17 protein-coding genes, 1 tRNA gene and 1 pseudogene are annotated in these 18233 nt (G+C 69.4%); 14 read left to right on the top strand and 5 right to left on the bottom strand.

Annotated elements, in window-relative coordinates; translation table 11 throughout:
• Nucleotides 1–81: 81 nt before the first annotated feature.
• Entirely contained in the window at nt 82–414 is a 333-nt protein-coding gene (locus CS1GBM4_RS11340) for a hypothetical protein (RefSeq protein WP_186418831.1), read from the bottom strand.
• Nucleotides 415–497: 83 nt separating this feature from the next.
• Between CS1GBM4_RS11340 and CS1GBM4_RS11335 the strand changes: the two genes are divergently transcribed.
• From CS1GBM4_RS11335 to CS1GBM4_RS11305, 7 genes are all read left to right on the top strand, one after another.
• Nucleotides 498–1124 (top strand): nucleoside triphosphate hydrolase, encoded by a 627-nt coding sequence (locus tag CS1GBM4_RS11335; RefSeq protein ID WP_186418830.1) that lies wholly within the window; start codon nt 498–500, stop codon nt 1122–1124.
• A gap of 273 nt (nt 1125–1397) precedes the next feature.
• On the top strand, nt 1398–3308 hold the full coding sequence (locus tag CS1GBM4_RS11330; protein ID WP_186418829.1) for an ABC transporter ATP-binding protein/permease: 1911 nt from the start codon (nt 1398–1400) through the stop codon (nt 3306–3308).
• Nucleotides 3309–3393: 85 nt separating this feature from the next.
• Nucleotides 3394–3897 carry a hypothetical protein gene (locus CS1GBM4_RS11325; protein ID WP_186418828.1) on the top strand — a complete coding sequence of 168 codons (504 nt, stop codon included), beginning with the start codon at nt 3394–3396 and terminating at the stop codon, nt 3895–3897.
• An 83-nt stretch (nt 3898–3980) separates the two neighbouring features.
• A complete protein-coding gene (locus tag CS1GBM4_RS11320) occupies nt 3981–5636 on the top strand; it encodes an FAD-binding dehydrogenase (RefSeq protein WP_186418827.1) in 1656 nt (551 codons plus the stop codon).
• A 48-nt stretch (nt 5637–5684) separates the two neighbouring features.
• Nucleotides 5685–6644: an aminoglycoside 3'-phosphotransferase/choline kinase family protein gene (locus CS1GBM4_RS11315; RefSeq protein WP_186418826.1), complete on the top strand. Its 960-nt coding sequence runs from the start codon at nt 5685–5687 to the stop codon at nt 6642–6644.
• A gap of 499 nt (nt 6645–7143) precedes the next feature.
• On the top strand, nt 7144–7911 hold the full coding sequence (locus tag CS1GBM4_RS11310; RefSeq protein ID WP_280177706.1) for a phosphatidylserine decarboxylase: 768 nt from the start codon (nt 7144–7146) through the stop codon (nt 7909–7911).
• Nucleotides 7912–8117: 206 nt separating this feature from the next.
• A complete protein-coding gene (locus CS1GBM4_RS11305; RefSeq protein WP_186418824.1) occupies nt 8118–8975 on the top strand; it encodes a phosphatidylcholine/phosphatidylserine synthase in 858 nt (285 codons plus the stop codon).
• Here the strand turns inward: CS1GBM4_RS11305 and CS1GBM4_RS11300 are convergent.
• The gene (locus tag CS1GBM4_RS11300; protein ID WP_186418823.1) at nt 8972–9316 is read right to left on the bottom strand and encodes a hypothetical protein; all 345 of its coding nucleotides are present in this window, start codon (nt 9314–9316) and stop codon (nt 8972–8974) included. The two genes, CS1GBM4_RS11305 and CS1GBM4_RS11300, sit on opposite strands and share 4 nt — an antisense overlap.
• A 329-nt stretch (nt 9317–9645) precedes the next feature.
• On the opposite strand from CS1GBM4_RS11300, the gene CS1GBM4_RS11295 reads away from it, so the two are divergent.
• From CS1GBM4_RS11295 to CS1GBM4_RS11275, 5 genes are all read left to right on the top strand, one after another.
• A complete protein-coding gene (locus tag CS1GBM4_RS11295) occupies nt 9646–10296 on the top strand; it encodes a Maf-like protein (protein ID WP_186418822.1) in 651 nt (216 codons plus the stop codon).
• 21 nt (nt 10297–10317) lie between these two features.
• Nucleotides 10318–11745 carry a hypothetical protein gene (locus tag CS1GBM4_RS11290; RefSeq protein WP_186418821.1) on the top strand — a complete coding sequence of 476 codons (1428 nt, stop codon included), beginning with the start codon at nt 10318–10320 and terminating at the stop codon, nt 11743–11745.
• 139 nt (nt 11746–11884) lie between these two features.
• Nucleotides 11885–12709 carry an SDR family oxidoreductase gene (locus CS1GBM4_RS11285; protein ID WP_186418820.1) on the top strand — a complete coding sequence of 275 codons (825 nt, stop codon included), beginning with the start codon at nt 11885–11887 and terminating at the stop codon, nt 12707–12709.
• Nucleotides 12699–12908, top strand: a complete 210-nt coding sequence (yacG, locus tag CS1GBM4_RS11280; RefSeq protein ID WP_186418819.1) for a DNA gyrase inhibitor YacG — start codon at nt 12699–12701, stop codon at nt 12906–12908. The genes CS1GBM4_RS11285 and yacG overlap by 11 nt, the downstream gene beginning before the upstream one ends.
• A 625-nt stretch (nt 12909–13533) precedes the next feature.
• Nucleotides 13534–13609 (top strand) — tRNA-Phe (locus tag CS1GBM4_RS11275).
• Nucleotides 13610–14689: 1080 nt separating this feature from the next.
• Here CS1GBM4_RS11275 and CS1GBM4_RS11265 read toward each other — a convergent pair.
• Nucleotides 14690–14905, bottom strand: coding sequence for a DUF1059 domain-containing protein (locus tag CS1GBM4_RS11265; protein ID WP_186418817.1), 216 nt, complete (start codon nt 14903–14905; stop codon nt 14690–14692).
• 193 nt (nt 14906–15098) lie between these two features.
• On the opposite strand from CS1GBM4_RS11265, the gene CS1GBM4_RS11260 reads away from it, so the two are divergent.
• Nucleotides 15099–15527, top strand: a complete 429-nt coding sequence (locus tag CS1GBM4_RS11260) for a hypothetical protein (protein ID WP_186418816.1) — start codon at nt 15099–15101, stop codon at nt 15525–15527.
• Nucleotides 15528–15728: 201 nt separating this feature from the next.
• A complete protein-coding gene (locus CS1GBM4_RS11255) occupies nt 15729–16667 on the top strand; it encodes a T6SS effector amidase Tae4 family protein (protein ID WP_186418815.1) in 939 nt (312 codons plus the stop codon).
• Between the two features lie 200 nt (nt 16668–16867).
• On the opposite strand, the gene CS1GBM4_RS11250 is transcribed toward CS1GBM4_RS11255, so the two are convergent.
• Nucleotides 16868–17491 (bottom strand): glutaminyl-peptide cyclotransferase, encoded by a 624-nt coding sequence (locus CS1GBM4_RS11250; RefSeq protein ID WP_186418814.1) that lies wholly within the window; start codon nt 17489–17491, stop codon nt 16868–16870.
• Between the two features lie 37 nt (nt 17492–17528).
• Nucleotides 17529–18233 (bottom strand): annotated as a pseudogene (locus tag CS1GBM4_RS11245) (helix-turn-helix domain-containing protein); the annotation flags it as partial.

Raw genomic sequence — 18233 nt, 5'->3', positions numbered from 1 at the left:
CTCATGACCAGCTGGCTGGATTCAGAGATGCTCGGGTCAAGCCCGAGCATGACATGCTTGCCGCCGCTGACGGCTCGCAGGTCAATCCGTCAGCCGCAGCGACTTCTCCTTGCAGAGGTCGATCCCCTCATTGTCGCTCTCGCTTTCGTCGCCGAACTTGCCGAGGACGTAGTAGCTGCAGCCGGCGGGCTTGTTCAGCTTCAGCGACACGCTCTTGCCGGGCGCCAGCGGCTTGGACAGCTTGGCGACGAGCCGGGCCTGCTCGCCCGTGGTGGTGATCTCCAGCGACTCGAGCGGGACGGAGCGGCCATTGGTGATCTTGACCTGCGCCGGCGGCCGGGACTGGGCGAGTGCCGGCAGGGCGGGCAGCAGCGCGAACGCGCAGGCGGCGGCGAGAATGCGTCGAAGCGTCATGGAAATCCTCTCCGGGCACGGCCTTGAAGGCTTCGCGGCAGTCTGACATCGCAGTTGCGACGAGAACAAGGCAGGGAGCGGCCATGCCCACCGTCGAAGACCTCGCCGCCCGCATCGTCGCGCGGGCGCGCGGCTTGCGCCGCATCGTCGTCGCGCTCGCCGGCCCGCCCGGCGCCGGCAAGTCGACGCTCGGCGAGCGCCTGCTCGCGGCGCTGCCGGCGGGCGAGGCGGCGCTGGTGCCGATGGACGGCTTCCATTTCGACAATGCCGTTCTGGACGCGATGCGGCTGCGTGATCGCAAGGGCGCGCCCGAGACCTTCGACTGCGCCGGGCTGGCGGCGACCTTGAAGCGCATCCGGGCGGGCGAGGCGCCCGTGGCGGTTCCGGTCTTCGATCGCGAGGCCGATCTCGCCCGCGCCGGCGCGGCGATGGTCCCGGCCGAGGCGCGCTATGTGCTGGTCGAGGGCAACTACCTCCTGCTCGACCGGGCGCCCTGGTCCGGCCTCGCGCCGCTCTTCGACCTGACCGTCTTCCTCGACGTGCCGATGGCCGAGCTGGAGCGCCGGCTTCTCGCGCGCTGGGCCGATCTCGGCCGCGGCGAGCAGGCGGCGCGGGCCTGGGTCGAGGGCAACGACCTGCCGAACGCGCGGCTGGTCATCGCAGGCAGCCGGCGGGCGGATATCATGTGGCGGAACGCAGGGGAGGGGTGATCCCGATCAGCTCGTCGTCCGCCGGGAAGGGCGTGTCGTTCCGGACAAGCGGCGGAGCCGCGCAGTTCCGGAATCCATCGTAGAGCGCGGTTCTTCATGATGGATTCTGGCGCTTCGCGGAGCCTGTCCTCGGGCCGGCCGAAGGCCGGACCCGGGGGCTGCGGCCGGAATGACGGCGGAGGACGAGGCGGGCCATTCCGCAATTTCCATCCCCGCCCCCTGCATTCCCAAGAGAATCCGCCTATATCGGCGCTTTCCTTTGGAAGCGTTTCAATGTCCTCGCCCGCCACGCCGGCTCCTGCACCCCTCGCACGCTCGGCCGTCCTCCAGCCCGGCTCCGGCTTCATCGCCACCTTCCGCGCGCTCTGGCCCTATCTCTGGCCGCCGGAGCGGGCCGATCTGCGCCGGCGCGTGGTCGCGGCCTTCGTGCTCCTGGTGATCGGCCGGCTCGTGCTGATGGGCGTGCCCTTCGCCTTCAAATGGGCGACGGATGCGCTCGCCGGCAATGCGACGACGCTGTCGGACTGGCTGCCCTTCCTGGTCGGCGCGCCGCTGGCGCTGACGGTGATCTACGGCGTCGCCCGCGTCGGCGCGGCCGCCTTCGTGCAGTTGCGCGATGCGATCTTCGCGCCTGTCTTCATGCATGCGGTGCGCACGCTGGCGCTGCAGACCTTCGGCCATCTCCACCATCTCTCGCTGCGCTTCCATCTCGAGCGCAAGACCGGGGGCTTGACCCGCGTGCTCGAGCGCGGCCGCAACGGCATCGAGGAGATGGTCCGCCTCGGCCTGAACCAGCTCGTGCCGGTGATCATCGAGGTCTCGCTGATCGTCGCCGTGCTGCTCTGGCTGTTCGACTGGCGCTATGTCGTCGTGCTGGTGGCGATGGTGGTCGGCTACATGGCCTACACCATCAAGGCCACCGAATGGCGCATCGCCATCCGCGCCCAGATGAACGAATCCGACACCGACGCCAACGCCAAGGCGATCGACTCGCTGCTCAACTACGAGACGGTGAAGTATTTCGGCGCGGAGGCGCGCGAGACCGCCCGCTACGACCGCTCGATGGCGCGCTACGAGCGCAATTCGATCAAGGCCTATACCTCGCTCGCCTGGCTCAATTTCGGCCAGGCCGCGATTTTCGCGATCGGGCTGACGATCTCGATGGTGATGTGCGTGCAGGGCTTCCGCGCCGGCACCAACACGGTCGGCGACTTCGTGCTGATCAACGCCATGCTGATCCAGCTCTACATCCCCCTGAACTTCATGGGCACGGTCTACCGCGAGATCAAGCAGGCGACGCTCGACATCGAGCAGATGTTCTCGCTGATCGGCCGCGATCCGGAGATCCAGGACAGGCCGGGCGCCCCGCCGCTCGACGTCCGCGCCGGCACCGTCACCTTCGAGGATGTCCATTTCGCCTATGTGCCGGAGCGGCCGATCCTGCGCGGCGTCTCCTTCGCGGTGCCGGCCGGGCGGACGGTCGCGATCGTCGGCCCCTCGGGCGCCGGCAAGTCGACGATCTCGCGCCTGCTCTTCCGCTTCTACGAACCGCAGCGCGGGCGCATCCTGATCGACGGCCAGGACATCGCCGCGGTCCAGCAGGTCTCGCTGCGCTCGGCGATCGGCATGGTCCCGCAGGACACGGTGCTGTTCAACGACACGCTCGAATACAATCTGCGCTATGGCCGGCCCGAGGCGACGGAGGCCGAGATCGAGGAGGCGGCCCGCCTCGCCCAGATCGACCGCTTCATCAAGTCTCTGCCGGAAGGCTACCAGACCTCGGTCGGCGAGCGCGGACTCAAGCTCTCCGGCGGCGAGAAGCAGCGAGTCGCCATCGCCCGCACCATCCTGAAGGGCCCCCCGGTGCTGGTGCTGGACGAGGCGACCTCCGCCCTCGATTCCTTCACCGAGAAGGAAATCCAGGATGCGCTCGACCGGGTCAGCGAGGGCCGCACCACGCTCGTCATCGCGCACCGGCTCTCGACCGTGGTCAACGCCGACGAGATCATCGTCCTCGACAAGGGCGTGATCGTCGAGCGCGGCCATCATCGCGAGCTGCTTGCCGCGGACGGCGTCTACGCCGCGCTCTGGAATCGCCAGCGCCAGGTCGACGAGGCCAAGGCGACGCTGCAGCGCGCGACGCAGGAAGAGGGCGAGAGCGTCAGGGTCAGCCTGATGCCGTGAGCCGGCCTCTCCGGCGCTGCTCGAAATTGCGGCTTGGCGGCCGCGATGGCCTGACGCACAGTGCCGGTTCGCGGGGGGAACCGTCATGTCCGTGCTCGATCCGACCACTCTGGTCGGCTTCCACACCTGGCTCAGCCTGATCGCGATCGTCGCCGGCGTGCCGATGACGGCGGCGCTGCTGAAAGGCCATCTCAGCCAGCGCTGGAACGGCCTCTTCCTGTCGACGGCCTTCGCCACCAGCGCCACCGGCTATGCCTTTCCCTTCGCCGGCGTGCTGCCCTCGCATGTCGTCGGCGCGATCTCGCTGGCGCTGATCGTCGTCGCCGGGCTTGCGCTCTACGGCTTCGGCCTGCGCGAGGCCTGGCGCCGGATTTATGCGATCGCCGCGGTCCTCGCCTTCTATCTCCTGGTCTTCGTGCTGATCGCGCAGCTCTTCCTCAAGGTGCCGGCGCTGCACGCTCTGGCGCCGACCCAGAGCGAGCCGGCCTTCGCGATCGCCCAGGCGCTGGCTCTCGTCGTCTTCCTCGCGCTGACAGTGCTGGCGGCGCGGCGCTTCGGCGCCGGCGTGCCGCTGCCGCGGCCGGCCTGAGCCGCGCAGCCCCGGCTCCCTTGCGATCCGCCGATTTCTCGGCAAGCTCGGCCACAGCGGGAGTCTCGTAGCGGGGAGGGCGCATGGCGCTCGACGCGGATGTCGTCATCGTCGGCGCGGGTCTCGCCGGCCTCGTCGCCACGGCCGAACTGGCCGATGCCGGCCGCAAGGTCGTCATCGTCGAGCAGGAGCCGCGCCAGTCGCTCGGCGGCCAGGCGCACTGGTCCTTCGGTGGGCTCTTCCTGATCGATTCGCCCGAGCAGCGCCGGCTGCGCATCAGGGATTCGCTCGCTCTCGCCCGGCAGGACTGGTTCGGCTCGGCCGGCTTCGACCGGCCGGAGGACCATTGGCCGCGGCAATGGGCCGAGGCCTATCTCGATTTCGCGGCGGGGGAGAAGCGCAGCTGGCTGCATGCGCAGGGCGTGCGCTGGTTCCCCGTCGTCGGCTGGGCCGAGCGCGGCGGTTATCTCGCCACCGGGCATGGCAATTCCGTGCCGCGCTTCCACGTCACCTGGGGCACGGGGCCCGGCCTGCTCGAACCCTTCCTGCGCCGCATCGCCGAGGCCGAAGCCAGGGGGCTGGTCGAGCTGCGCTTCCGCCACCGCGTCACCGGCCTGAGGCGCAGCGGCGCCGCCGTCGACGGCGTCGCGGGCGAGGTTCTGGAGGACAGCGCGGCCGCGCGCGGCCAGGCGAGCTCGCGCACCGTGACCGGCAGCTTCGCGATCGCGGCCCAGGCCGTGATCGTCGCCTCCGGCGGCATCGGCGGCAATCACGAGCTCGTCCGCCGCAACTGGCCGCGGCGCCTCGGCGAGCCGCCCAGGCACATGCTCTCGGGCGTGCCGGCCCATGTCGACGGCATGATGCTCGGCGTGGCCGAAGCCGCCGGCGGCCGGCTGATCAACGGCGACCGGATGTGGCACTATGTCGAGGGCATCGCCAACTGGGCGCCGATCTGGCCGGCGCATGCGATCCGCATCCTGCCCGGCCCGTCCCCGCTCTGGTTCGATGCGCGCGGCAACCGCCTGCCGGTGCCGCTTTTTCCCGGCTTCGACACGCTCGGCACGCTGGAATATCTGCGCCGGACCGGCTTCGATCATTCCTGGTTCGTCGCCAGCCGCAGCATCGTCGCCAAGGAGTTCGCGCTCTCCGGCTCGGAGCAGAACCCGGACCTCACCGGCAAGAGCTGGCGCCAGGTCGTCCAGCGCGCGAGGGCCGGCATGCCGGCGCCGGTCCAGGCCTTCCTCGAGCAGGGCGAGGACTTCATCGTCGAAAGCGATTTCTCGCGGCTGGTCGCCCGGATGAACGCCCTCGGCGGCGCCGGGCTGATCGACGAGGCGCATCTGCGCGGAGAGATCGAGGCGCGCGACCGTGATGCCGACAACCCCTATGGCAAGGACCTGCAGGTCACGGCGCTGCGCGGCGCCCGGGCCTATCTCGGCGACCGGCTGATCCGCACGGCGAAGCCGCATCGCATCCTCGACCCAGCCCATGGCCCGCTCGTCGCGGTCAGGCTCAACATCCTGACGCGCAAATCGCTCGGCGGGCTGATGACCGATCTCTCGGCGCGCGTGCTCGGGCAGGGTGGCGAACCGGTGCCGGGGCTCTATGCGGCCGGAGAGGCTGCGGGCTTCGGCGGCGGCGGCCTGCACGGCTATCGCGCGCTGGAGGGCACCTTCCTCGGCGGCTGCATCTTCTCGGGCCGGATCGCGGGCAGGGCGGCGGCGCAGGCGGTGGGGTGAGGCCCCCCAGTCAAGGAAAGAGCGAGAACCTGATCTCTGCGAGCGAACATGATCACATTCCCGATCATCACCGATACTCAGGTCTTCGCGAATTGGCGCGCGAAGCCGGAAAACTGGCAGGCCTACATCAAGGACATCGCCCGATCGGAAAATGTCTCAGCAGACGCGCTCGCGCCCTATCAGACTGGAACAAATCTCGTTGTCGATCTGAACGGCAGCGTCGTGCTGAAGCTATTTCCGCCTCTCTACAGGAACCAGTTCGTTTCCGAGCGCACGACCCTTCGCCTACTGGATGGAAAGCTCTCGGTTCCTATTCCTCAGATCATCGCTGAGGGGGATCGCGACGGCTGGGCCTACCTCATTATGACCCGTTTGCATGGCATTCTCGGATCGGTGGCTTGGCCGACCTTGGCTGAACCGCAGAAGGAGCGTGTGCTCAGGGAAATCGGCCGGACGATAGCGGATGTGCAATCGGTGGTGCCCGGCGAACTTGCGACCATCGAACCCTCTTGGCCGAATTTCATCACCGGACAGGTCGTTGGCTGTGTCGAGCGGCACCGTCGTCAGGGCCTCGCATCAGGCCTCCTATCCGATCTCGAAGTGCTGCTCCAAGACGTGCCAGCGACCGTGCCGCTCTATGCGTCACCCGTAATCTTGACTGGCGAGTGGATACCGGAGAACTTCCTTCTCGCCGAAGAACAGGGGCAATGGCGCCTCGCCGCTCTGATCGATTTCGGCGACGTCATGACCGGCTGGCGCGAATACGATCTTCTCGGTCCGAGCGCTTTCATGTGCGCGGGTCTGCCCAATCGCGTCCGCAGCCTCCTGGAAGGGTATGGTCTGGAGCCGAAGGCGTTGGGAGCCGAGATGCGGCGAAGGCTGCTCACGCTCATGGTTCTGCATCGTGCGAGCGATCTGCGGCACATCTACATCGAAGGGTGGGAAGCTCGGATCGGGAGCCTGTTCGATCTTGAGAATATCATCTGGCCGATAGAGGCAAGCTGCTGAGCAGGGCTCGTTCCCGAAAGCTCTTACTTGCGCGCGGCAAGGTTCGCAAAGGATCGACAGATTGCGGCTACGCGCACGCCATTGGCCCCGCCGGCTCCCGCCGCGAGGGTTTGAAGGCAAGCGCCGTCCCGAGGGGTGCGCGGGGTCCGGATGCGGCAGCCTTTCGCCGCTGTGTCGAATGTCGATGTCGAATGTCGAGGCGGCCGATGCTCGCCGCTCCCGAACCCCGCGCGCGGTTCTCTGATGGCGCCTCGCCGTGCCTTCGGGTCGGGCAGGACCCGGCTTCGCCCGGACGAGGCCCTCCGCCATTCCAGCCCGCAACGGCTGTTCAGAACGGACACCGCTCTCCCGCCCGGCCGCACGATGCCTCGCGACAGCCCCCTTGGTCGGGGGGACGGGTGAAGCATAGGACGGGTTTCGCGGGCGGGGATTGATTGTCGCGCCATCCCCGCGCCTCTTTCGCAAAAGCCCGCAAGAGCCTAAACAGCTTCGCCGTCCCGTGGCTGCAACCCCGCCGCGAAGCGCCGCGCGCGAGCCCGCGCCAACAAGAGCAACAGGACTATCGCCCATGTCTCTCGTCGACTCCGTCCGCCGGCTGATCGTGCCGATCCACAAGGAAGGCTATGTCTTCATCGCCATCGGCGTGGTGGCGACGCTGGTGCTCGGTCAGCTCTGGGCCCCCTTCGGCTGGGTCGGCACGCTGATCACGCTGTGGATCTGCTATTTCTTCCGCGACCCCGTGCGCATCGTGCCGCAGCGCGAGGGGCTGGTGATCTCGCCTGCCGATGGCCGGATCAGCCAGATCGCCACCGCCGTGCCGCCGCCGGAGCTGGAATTGCCGGCCGAGCCGATGACCCGCATCTCGGTGTTCATGAACGTCTTCGACTGCCATGTGAACCGCAGCCCCGTCGCCGGGCGCATCCTCAAGATGGCCTATACGCCCGGCCTCTTCCTCAATGCCGAGCTCGACAAGGCGAGCGAGGACAATGAGCGCAACGCGCTGGCGATCGAGACGCCGGCCGGCATCGTCGGCGTCGTCCAGATCGCCGGGCTGATCGCCCGCCGCATCGTGCCCTTCGTCAAGCAGGGGGACCAGCTCGGGCAGGGCGAGCGCTTCGGCCTGATCCGCTTCGGCTCGCGCGTCGACGTCTACCTGCCGCAGGGCGTCGTTCCGCTGGTCGGCGAGGGCCAGACCGCGATCGCCGGCGAGACCGTGCTGGCGGATTTCTCCGGCAATGGCATCGCCCGGGCGTTCCGGGGGATTTGAGCCTTCCCTTCTCCCCTTGCGGGAGAAGGTGGCCGCGTACCGGCCGGATGAGGGGCCGCTCAGCCGCCTTCGGTTTGCGTTCTGGCAGGCCAAGGCCGGCAACCGTCGCTCGACCCCTCACCCCAGCCCTCTCCCGCAAGGGGAGAGGGGGCATGTTGGCGCTCCCACGCTAGCCTCCTACCGCAAAACCGCGTATTCCCGCTGATATGAGCGACCTCTTTCCGCCCTTCGAGCCCGAGCGCGTCGAGCCCAAGCGCGCCCGCTTCAAGCCGATCCCGTTCCGGCTGATCGCTCCCAATGTCGTGACGCTGATCGCCCTCTGCCTGGGCCTGACCGCGATGCGGCTCGCGGTCGACGGCAAATTCGAATCGGCGACGATCTGCGTCCTCGTCGCGGCGCTGCTCGACGGCATCGACGGGCGTCTCGCGCGCCTGCTCAAGGGCACCTCGCGTTTCGGTGCCGAGCTCGATTCGCTCTCGGATTTCGTCTGCTTCGGCGTGGCGACGGGTTTCGTGCTCTGGACCTTCGTCCTGCATGATCTGCGCTCCTTCGGCTGGGTCATCGTGCTGACCCTGGCTTGCGCCATGGCGCTCAGGCTCGCGCGCTTCAACGTGATGATCGACGATCCCAGCCGGCCGGAATGGCAGAAGAACTTCTTCGTCGGCATGCCGGCCCCGGCCGGCGCGATCACCGCCATGCTGCCGCTGTATCTCCAGTTCATCGGCCTGCCGGTGCAGGACTATGGCGCGCCCTTCGTCGGCCTCTACATCCTGTTCATCGCCTTCCTGACGATCTCGCGCATCCCCTGCTATGCCGGCAAGACGCTCGGCACCCGCATCCCGCGCGATCAGGTGCTGCCGATCTTCGTCGCCGTCGTCGTCGTGGCCGGGCTGCTCTTCGCCTATCCCTTCGAGATGCTGGCGCTGACCGTCGCCGCCTATCTCGCCCTGATTCCGGTCAGCGTCGCGCGCTACCGCAAGCTGGAGCGCGACCATGCGGCGGGGGCGATGATACCGGCCGCAGCCGAAGCGGCGGTCGAGGCGGATTCGGAACCGAAGATCTAGCGCCGCCCCGTCAGCCGGCTGGCATTGGCGCGCGTGCGCCGTGAAAACGGCTCGAGCGTGCTGTGGGCGGCCCTGGCCGCCGCCTCGCCGAGGCCGCTCGGGGTCAGCGGGTTGAGCGCCATGCTCCACCAGAACAGCGCCGCGGCATGGCCGACGGCGAAGCTGCTCTCCGCCATCGCGACCGCCTTCTCGACCACGGCCTTGCTCGCCTCGCGCTGGCCGCCGACATCGCCGAAGGCGCCCCTGGCGAGGAGGGGCAGCCGCATCGCGATGGTGAGCCCGGCATCGACCTGCATCGCGACCATGGCCGTGAGAACGCTCTGCGCGTTCGCAGCCAGCACGACCGTCGATCCCGATCCCGTCCGTGACGCCATCGCGCAAGCTCTCCAGTGTTTCAGGGGCCGGCCCGCCGGCCCGGCCCCGCAGTCTTCCGCCGGCCCGGTCCCCGATGTGGCAATCTAAATGACTTAGCGCAATCCGCGACGGGTGCATGGCGGCGCCCAAATTGCGCGCAATGCTCGGAGGATGCGAAAGCCCCGGGCCGCGCATCGTCGCCCGGCAGCACTCCGGCCGGGCAGGGGCCGGCTCGCAAAAGTGGTTCCCAGGCCGGCGCGACATGCTCTAAAGCCTTGCGGGACACCCGCACCCGACGCGCAGCGAGCCGACACAGTTGAATCTCTTCAGCTCCCCGAAACCGCCGGGCTGGCGGCCGAAGCTGGTGCTGGCCTCGGCCTCGCCGCGCCGCCTTGCTCTGCTCGAGCAGGCCGGCCTCAAGCCCGACGCCCTCCTGCCCGCCGATCTCGACGAGAGCCCGCTCAAGGGCGAGCGCCCGCGCGATCTCGCCCGCCGGCTGGCCCGCGCCAAGGCCGAGGCCGCGCGCGTCGGGCTCGAGGGCCGGGCCGATCTCGACGGCGCCTATGTTCTCGCCGCCGACACGGTGGTCGCCGTCGGCCGGCGCATCCTGCCCAAGGCCGAGATCGTCGACGAGGCGGCCGCCTGCCTGCGCCTGCTCTCGGGCCGGGCGCACCGGGTCTATACCGGCGTCGCGCTGGCGATGCCCTCGGGCGCGATCCGCGAGCGGCTGGTCGAGACGCGCCTGCGCTTCAAGCGGCTCTCCGGCGACGATCTCGAGAACTACCTCGCCTCGGGCGAGTGGCGCGGCAAGGCCGGGGCCTACGCCATCCAGGGCATCGCGGGCTCCTTCGTGGTCAAGCTCGTCGGCTCCTATACCGGCGTCGTCGGCCTGCCGCTCTACGAGACGGTCAACCTGCTCGGCGGCGAGGGCTTCCCGGTCCGCCTCGGCTGGCTGAATGTCGGCTGAGCGGGGGCGGGCCGGCCGGCCATGATCCTGATCTGGCTCGCGCCGCTCATCCTCTTCCTCGGCCTGATCCTCTCCGGGCGCTCGGCGCTGGCCGCCGGCGCGCTCGGCACGCTCTGCGCCGCGCTGGTCGCCTTCATCGCCGGCCCGGCCCGGCCGGATGCGCTCGCGGTGGCGCTGCATTTCGCCGCCGGCGCCTGGATCGGCCTGCCGGCGGTGCTCGTCATCGTCGCCGGGCTCGCCTTCTCGCTCAGCCTGGAGCGGGCGCAGGCCGAGACCGAGCCCACGCCTCCCGGGTATGGCGCGCTCGCCGAGGCCTGCCTGCTGCGCGGGCCGTTCCTGGAAACCTCGACCGGCTTCGGCGTCGGCTATGTCGTCGCCGTCTCGGGCGCGCGCCGCCTCGGTGTCGACAAGGCTCCGGCGCTCGCGCTCGCGACCTTCAGCCAGATCCTGGTGCCCTGGGGCGCGCTCGGCATCGGCACCAGGATCAGCGCCGACATCGCCGGCGTCGCGCTCGCCGAGCTGCTCTGGCGGATCGCGCTCGTCACCGCTCTGCTGTTCGCGGCGCTGCTGCCGCTGTTCTGGCGCCTCGCCCGCCTGGCGGGGCTGCCGGCCTCGCTGCGCGAGCGCCTCGAATGGTCCGGGCTCGGCGCCCTGCTGATGGCGCTGCTCGTCGTCGCCAATCTCGTCCTGCCGATCGAGCTTGCCGCCATGGCCGCGCTGGCGCCGGTCATGCTGCTGCGTCTGTTGCGCGTCAGGGGCATGGCCGGGCTCGATCTCGGCCTGCTCGCGCGGCTGGCGCCCTATGGCGCGCTGGTCGTCGCGCTGGCGCTGATGCGGCTGGTCCCGGCGATCCACGACCGGCTGGAGCACCTCTCCTTCAAGCCCTTCGCCGACGCCTCCGCCTTCGCGCCGCTGCTCTCGCCGGCGCTGCCCCTGCTCGCGATCGCGCTCGTCGTCGCCACCCGCCATGGCGGCGCGCGGCAGGCCGGCGCGCTGGTGCGGCTGACCGTGCAGCGCGCCGGCCGCGCGGTGCTGCTGACCTTCCTGCTCGTCGGCATGGCCTGGATCATGGTCGGTTCCGGCCTCGCCGGCGGCATCGGCCTCGCGGTCAGCGCCGTGCTCGGCGCCTGGTCGGCCGGCATCGTCCCGGTCGCCGGCGCGCTCGGCGGCTATCTCACCGGCTCGAACACCGGTGCCGGCGCCGTCTCGATGCCGCTCGCCACCGCGCTCGTCCCGGCCGGCGACGCAAGGCTCGCCGTGATCGCCGCCGCCATCGTCGCCGGCAGCCTGCTGACCGCAGTCAGCCCGGTGCGCGTCACCATGGGCCAGGTCCTGACCAAAGCGACCACCGCCGAGACCGGGCAGGCGCTGCGCTCGCTCTGGCCCTGGTTCGCGCTGGTCGCCGGCCTGACCGCGGCCGTCGCCCTGGCGGCCGCGCGGTTCGCCTGAGGGCGCGGGCAGGGCGGCGCATGGCGGCCTGCATGGCGCGCGCTTGCTCCGGCCGCGCCGAGTGCCGATGGTGGCGCGCTCGCGAAGGCCGGCAGCGAACGGCCGCGCGGGGCAGGAAACACCGGCAGGGAAGACTGGCATGACGAAACGTCTCGAAGGCAAGGTCGCGATCGTCGCGGGGGCGGGCTCGATCGGCCCGGGCTGGGGCAACGGCAAGGCGACCGCGACCGTGTTCGCCCGCGAGGGCGCCAGGGTCGTCTGCGCCGACCGCAACCTCGCGGCCGCCGAGGAGACGGCCGGCATCATCGCGGAGGAGGGCGGCGAGGCCGTCGCGATCCGCACCGACGTCACCAGCGAGGACGATCTCAGGGCCCTCGTCGAGGCGACGCTCGCCCGCTATGGCCGCATCGACGTGCTCGACAACAATGTCGGCATCGCCGAGGTCGGCAGCGTCGTCGACCTGCCGCTCGAGACCTGGGAACGCGTCTTCAGGGTCAACCTGACCGGCTGCTTCCTGGCGATGAAGCACGTCATCCCGGTGATGCAGCGCCAGTTCGCGCAGAGCGGGCAGGGCGGTTCGATCGTCAATATCTCCTCGATCGCCTCGATCCGCCACACCGGCGTGCCCTATGCCAGCTACGGCGCCAGCAAGGCGGCGATGAACCAGCTCACCCGCACCACCGCGGCCCAGTACGCCCGCGAGAAGATCCGGGTGAACGCGGTGCTGCCCGGGCTGATGAAGACGCCGATGGTCGAGCATTCGGCCGGGCTCGCCCAGTCCTACGGCCAAGGCGACGTCGCGGCGATGTGGGCCAAGCGTGACGCGCAGGTGCCCATGGGCCATATGGGCGAGGCCTGGGACGTCGCCTGGGCCGCCCTCTTCCTCGCCAGCGACGAGGCGCGCTATGTCACCGGCATCGAGCTTCCTGTCGATGGCGGAGTGACCTTGCAATATGGCGCCTGACAAACCCGAGAACCCGGCCCCGCCGGCGCGGCCCTGCCCGATCTGCGGCAAGCCCGCGGTGCAGCGCTTCAAGCCGTTCTGCTCGGCCCGCTGCGCCGACATCGATCTCGGCCGCTGGCTCAAGGGCAATTACGTGATCCCGGGCGAGCCGCTGGACGAGACCGAGGAGGCGCCGACACGGCGCGACGAGGACGGCTGACCAGGGCGGTCCGATCATCGCCGCCGTCATTCCGGACAAGCGCCGCAGGCGCGCAGCTCCGGACTCCATCGCTGGGCGCTGAGCTCTGCGATGGAGTCCGGCGCTCCGCGGAGCCTGTCCTCGGCCCCCCGAAGGCCCGACCCGGAGGCTGCGGCCGGAAAGACGACGCCGGACAATTCCGGCGCCCGGACATGGAAAGGCCCGGCGCTCCCGCGTGGGGGAGACACCGGGCCGCTGACCGCCGCATCGACGGGTCAGGACTTTCCGTGGGGCGCATCGCCCGGATTCCGCCTCCCGCGCGATCGAGCCACCGGTACATCCGCGGCTTGCTCGAGTTCGGCGGTAGGCACGGCGCCATCACCGGCGCCGCCGCATCAACCCGGCCGCCGCGCTTTGGTTCCCGGGCGACGATCGATATCGGCGACTTGAGCCATGCCGCAACCTGCCGGGCCGGCGCAGCAGCCGCGCGCAGCACGGCAAAAGACCCTGCCGACCGTGGTTTCCGGGCCTTTGCAGGCTGGACCGAAATTTTCCCGCCGGCTGGATCGTTTGTCGGCTGGACAGCCCGCCGCCATCCCTCTATATCGCCTCGCACCAACCGAAGCGCGGCGCGCTTCGCAGGGATGCCCAGGTAGCTCAGTTGGTAGAGCATGCGACTGAAAATCGCAGTGTCGGTGGTTCGATTCCGCCCCTGGGCACCATTTCCGCCTTCGCTTTGAAACCGTTGAGCTTTCGATGTTGTCCCCGAGGGGACCGCGCCTGAGCGAGTTTTGCTGGGCGCGCACCGGGCGCACGGCTTTGCATCGGGGCATGGACGACGATCCCGCCATGACCGACAGCGTGTCGCCTCGCTCGCAGCCTGGCGGGGCTTCTCGTTCATTCTTCCGCGAGTGCAGCAGTTCCAAATCCCGGCAACCTTCCGTCATTTGGCGCTGATATGAGCCACGCCATTGCGAATCTCTGGTTTCCGAGCTTCTTTCCCTGTGACGACGCAGGGGAACTTAACATGCTCCGCTTACTCGCCATGTTGATCGCCTTGGTTCCGGTATGTAGTTTCGCGCAGACGCGCATCGCCGGCGATTGGAAGCTGAATTTGCAGTGCAATTACTGGGCGCTATGGACCGATGACACGTTAAGCATTTCATCCGAGGGCGGTGGATCTGGCACTTCTGCTCGCATGGGCACTGTTTCCGTAAGCCGAAGCGGAAACCAGTTAATCGTGAAAGGTGCAACGGCGACATGGAGCGGGCAGGTCTCGGGAAATACCTGGACGGGGTTCTGGGATCCGGGCGGCTACACTGGTGGCCGGTGCTCATTCTCCGCCGTTCGCACGCCAACTGGCGAGGAAATGCCGGTCCAAGGCGGCCCGGTTCGAAGACAGCCCGAGAAAACGGACCCTGGCGATCCGAACCAATGCATCCGTGAGGCTGGACGGTCGACCTCGAACTCGACCGGGGTCACGAAGCTGTACCGGATAAAGCTCCGGAACGTCTGCAAAAAGTCGATTCCAATCCTTGTTGAAACCTGCGCTTCGCGTAGCGACTGTAGCTGGGGCAATAACTTCGTTGGGTCTCTTTCAACCGAGACTATCGACTCCTTTATTCGGTTTCCGGCTTGGAAAATCCGTTGAGTAGCCCGCTTATGCCGTTATGCGGCTGCACGCGGTTGTAGTCGTCGCGCCATGCCCGCAGCACCGATCGCGCGTGGCTTAGGGCCGCGAACAGCGTCCCTGGATTGCTTCGCTGCGCTCGCAATGACGGTTCGGTCCGGGCGAAACGCGCTCAGGCGGCGCGGCCTGGCGCCTGCTCGGCGGGCGTGCCGTCCTTGAAGGCGCCCTTGAGCTGCTCGCGCAGCTCGGGCGTGTCCTGATGCCCGTGCACGGAGACGGCATGCTGGACGGCCGCCTCCAGAAGCTCGCTGTCCGTGTCGGCGCTGATCGCGATCGAGCAGTTCATCTCGCTCGGGAATTCACGGCAGTCGATGAATTTGCGTCCCATGGCGTCCTCCCCGGCTGGGAGACAACCGGCACGCCTTCGCGACCCAGGCCGGAGGCTGCCGGCCGGAGCAGCATAGCGCCGCCGCCGGTCCCGGCAAAGCGCGATCCCTCCGGCTTGCCCGGTCTCGCATCGGAGGTCAGGATCGCCGGGATCATTCCCGCCGGCCCCTGGCGGGCGGAAGACGAGGGACGCGATGACCGCACGCGCGAGGATTCCGGCAGCGCTCGCCGCGCTGCTGCTCCTGTCTCCCGCCGCCGCGCAGATCGGCACACCGGGCAATGCGCCGCTGACGCCGGGCGGGCCGCGCCAGGGGCTGGGGCCGCCCTCGATCTTCGATTCGACGCCCGATATCAGGCTGCATGCGCCGGGGGCGGGGGGCATACCCGGCGCCGGCCCGCCGCTCGACCAGGGCGGCACCCCGCGCGGCGCGCCGCGATCGTCGAACCCGATCCATATGCCGCGCTACGGCGCGGCCGAGGATCCAGCGCCGCAAGGCGTGCTGGCGGCGATTTGCCGGACGCCGCGCCGGACCTGCGCCGCGCCGAGCCGGGCCCGGGCCGGCGCGCGCTGCTCCTGCCGGCTGCCGGACGGGACCCGACTGCGCGGGCGCGTGGTGCGCTAGAGCCGAACCGGCAAGCGCGGGCTCCGCCGGGCCGTGTCGCTCGGCCATGCTCCGGCGTCCTGCGCCGGAACCTTGCGTCACTCGGCTGTTGAACCCGCCTGACGCAAGGGCATAATCGCCGCCTCGAATGGCTTGGACGGCTCGTGCTCGCGAGATGGGTTCCACAGCGCAGCCGGCGTCCGCAACCGCAGGAGGGACGCGATGTCAGGCCTGAAGGACGGCAAGCTGCGCCTCGATGCCGCGAAGCTGATCGCGAGCTACCCGCCCCATACGGCGCTGCCGGCGGTGATGAAGAAGCACTTCGACAGCCTCAACGCGCCGATCATCAAGGAGAACAAGGAGATCGACGAGTGGAACAAGACGCATCCCAACGACCAGAAAAAGAAGAAGGGCCTGAACACGCCCTGCTGCTTCCAGGTCAGCTGGGCGCTCAATGCGGTCGGCGGCGAGCACCGCATTCCCTCCGCCAGCCATAGGCGGGCGAACACGCTGCTGGACGGCGGCTACCATCTCGGGGCGGTCGACGAGCTCGAGGCCCATCTCACCGACGCCTATGGCGAGCCCGAGGTGGTCAAGACGCCGAAGCGCAGCACCCGCAAGGCGATGGAGCAATATCTCGCCGGCCGCCAGGGCATCCTCGCCTATCGCGAGGGCTATGCCGGGGCGCATACCGAGATCTGGGACAAGACCCGGGTGCTGCAGAACGGCGCCCCGATCGCCAACAACCAGAGCGGCACGGCGATGATGAATCTCGACTGGATCTGGGGCCGCCCGGCGGTGCTGTTCTGGGAGGTGCTTGCGCCCAAGCCGTCCTTCGTCGCGCCGGCCTGGCTCGTCGGCTGGTGGCAGGTCACCGATTTCCCGAACACCTATTACTACTATTTCTACCCTGACGGCACGGTGGTCTATGCCAAGACGGCGCCGGGCATGGCCTATTGCCCGGTCCCGAGCGTCGACAATTCCGGCAACTACGCGCTCAAGAACGCCACCACCATCCGCGTCAAGTGGAACGACGAGGACTACAATGCCGAGCTGTTCGGCTTCCTCGGCAGCAAGGACGTCTCGGTCATGGCCGGAACCTATGAGGGCATCGCCGCGCTGCCCTTCGCCGCGACGAAGATGAGCTTCCGGCGATGGTGAGGGCGCCGGCCGGAGCGCTCGCGCCGCGCCGGCCGGATGCGACGGGGCCGGGGCGGCCGGCCCGGCCTTGGAGCAGGCTGCGAAAAAGTGGCAACGGTTTTCGCACCGAGCATGCTCTAAACTGGCCACTTCCGTCCGAAGGCAGCGCGATCCAGAGTCGGATGCGATCAGCTTGCGCTGCAAGCTGATCGGCACGGGCTCTAGCGCCGGCTCACCGCCCTGATCACGCCGCTCTTGCCGCCGCCGCAATAGAAGCGGTCGCCGCCCGCCTCCATTCCCGAGACGAAGGTCCCTTCCGGCATGTGCACGCTCTCCAGCACCTTGCCGCTTTCGGGGTCGATGCGCCGGATCTCGCTTTCGTCGTTCTCCCACGTCGCGTGCCAGAGCTCGCCCTCCGTCCAGGTCACGCCGGTGACGAAGCGGTCGGATTGCAGCGTGCGCAGCACCTTGCCGGTCTGCGGGTCGATCTGGTGGATCTGGCGCTCGCGGTAATGGCCGACCCAGAGCGCGCCTTCCGCCCAGGCGAGGCCGGAATCGGCGCCGCCGGCCGGAGCCGGGATGGTCGAGAGCACGCGCCCGCTCTCCGGGTCGATCTTCTGGATGCGGTCCTCGGCGATCTGGTAGAGGTGCTTGCCGTCGAAGGCGGTGCCGGCATGGGCTGGCACGTCGAAGCTGCGGACCGTCTCGCCGCTCTCCGGATCGAGCGCATTGAGCCTGTCGCCCGAGCCGAACCAGACCTGCCTGCCATCATAGCTGACGCCATGGATGGCTTCGACGCCGGGGAAGGGGCCGTATTCGCGGACGATGGTGGCTGTCCTGGTCATGGATGATCTCCTCTGTTCGGTTGGACCGTCACAGGGTCTAGCCATCCGGCAGCGGAGCCGGGAGTAACAAGGCTGTCGGGAAACCCGGCACCGGCGGCGTCAGCCAGCGCCGCGCCCGCGCCTTGCCGAAGGACTGCACCTTGCCGGCCTCGGCCAGCGCCTCGAGCGCGCGCTGGATGTTGCGCTGGCTCGCTCCGAGCGCCAGCGCCAGCGCCGAGCTCGACCAGGCCTCGCCATCGGCGAGCAGGGCGAGCACCTCGGCATGGGCCTCCTCCAGCGGCTGGGCCAGCACCACGAGCTCGGCGGCGCGGCGCGGTTTCAGGGCGAAGCCGCGCCGCGTCGCGACGATCTCCGTGATGCCGTGCAGCTCGGCGCGCAGCCGCCCGATCTCGACCCGCAGCCGGGCGCGGTGCGACTCGTCGGCCTCCTTCGCCCGGAAGGCCCGCGCCAGCAGTGCCTCGCGCGAGACGTCGCCCGGCCAGGCCTCGGCCAGGCTGCGGGCGAGCGCGAACAGCACCGGCCGGGTCGCGAGCGGCACCGCCGTGCCGGCCTCGCGCACGACATTGCGGCAGGCGTCGACGACGAGGCGTCCGGAGGCGAGCAGCGCCTCGACCTCGCCGAGCAGAAGCGGGCGTTCCTCGCCCTTGGCGATCAGGCGCGCCGCCGGCGCCGCCAGCACGCGCGCCGCGGCCTCGACCTCGGCCGTCAGCGCCGGAATGCCGGCCTGCCGCGCCGCCTCCGC

The organism is Allobosea sp. CS1GBMeth4 (assembly GCF_900185715.1).
Lineage (GTDB): Bacteria > Pseudomonadota > Alphaproteobacteria > Rhizobiales > Beijerinckiaceae > Allobosea.
The sequence above is the reverse complement of the archived record's forward strand: the minus strand, read 5'-3'. Positions and strand labels throughout refer to the sequence as shown.

Excerpts from the sequence above, each read along its gene's own strand:
- CS1GBM4_RS11265 (WP_186418817.1), bottom strand. The coding sequence starts at position 14,905 with ATGGGACGCAAATTCATCGACTGCCGTGAATTCCCGAGCGAGATGAAC.
- yacG (WP_186418819.1), top strand. The coding sequence starts at position 12,699 with ATGGCGCCTGACAAACCCGAGAACCCGGCCCCGCCGGCGCGGCCCTGC.
- CS1GBM4_RS11325 (WP_186418828.1), top strand. The coding sequence starts at position 3,394 with ATGTCCGTGCTCGATCCGACCACTCTGGTCGGCTTCCACACCTGGCTC.
- CS1GBM4_RS11320 (WP_186418827.1), top strand. The coding sequence starts at position 3,981 with ATGGCGCTCGACGCGGATGTCGTCATCGTCGGCGCGGGTCTCGCCGGC.
- CS1GBM4_RS11330 (WP_186418829.1), top strand. The coding sequence starts at position 1,398 with ATGTCCTCGCCCGCCACGCCGGCTCCTGCACCCCTCGCACGCTCGGCC.
- CS1GBM4_RS11260 (WP_186418816.1), top strand. The coding sequence starts at position 15,099 with ATGACCGCACGCGCGAGGATTCCGGCAGCGCTCGCCGCGCTGCTGCTC.
- CS1GBM4_RS11305 (WP_186418824.1), top strand. The coding sequence starts at position 8,118 with ATGAGCGACCTCTTTCCGCCCTTCGAGCCCGAGCGCGTCGAGCCCAAG.
- CS1GBM4_RS11335 (WP_186418830.1), top strand. The coding sequence starts at position 498 with ATGCCCACCGTCGAAGACCTCGCCGCCCGCATCGTCGCGCGGGCGCGC.
- CS1GBM4_RS11255 (WP_186418815.1), top strand. The coding sequence starts at position 15,729 with ATGTCAGGCCTGAAGGACGGCAAGCTGCGCCTCGATGCCGCGAAGCTG.
- CS1GBM4_RS11290 (WP_186418821.1), top strand. The coding sequence starts at position 10,318 with ATGATCCTGATCTGGCTCGCGCCGCTCATCCTCTTCCTCGGCCTGATC.
- CS1GBM4_RS11315 (WP_186418826.1), top strand. The coding sequence starts at position 5,685 with ATGATCACATTCCCGATCATCACCGATACTCAGGTCTTCGCGAATTGG.
- CS1GBM4_RS11250 (WP_186418814.1), bottom strand. The coding sequence starts at position 17,491 with ATGACCAGGACAGCCACCATCGTCCGCGAATACGGCCCCTTCCCCGGC.
- CS1GBM4_RS11285 (WP_186418820.1), top strand. The coding sequence starts at position 11,885 with ATGACGAAACGTCTCGAAGGCAAGGTCGCGATCGTCGCGGGGGCGGGC.
- CS1GBM4_RS11340 (WP_186418831.1), bottom strand. The coding sequence starts at position 414 with ATGACGCTTCGACGCATTCTCGCCGCCGCCTGCGCGTTCGCGCTGCTG.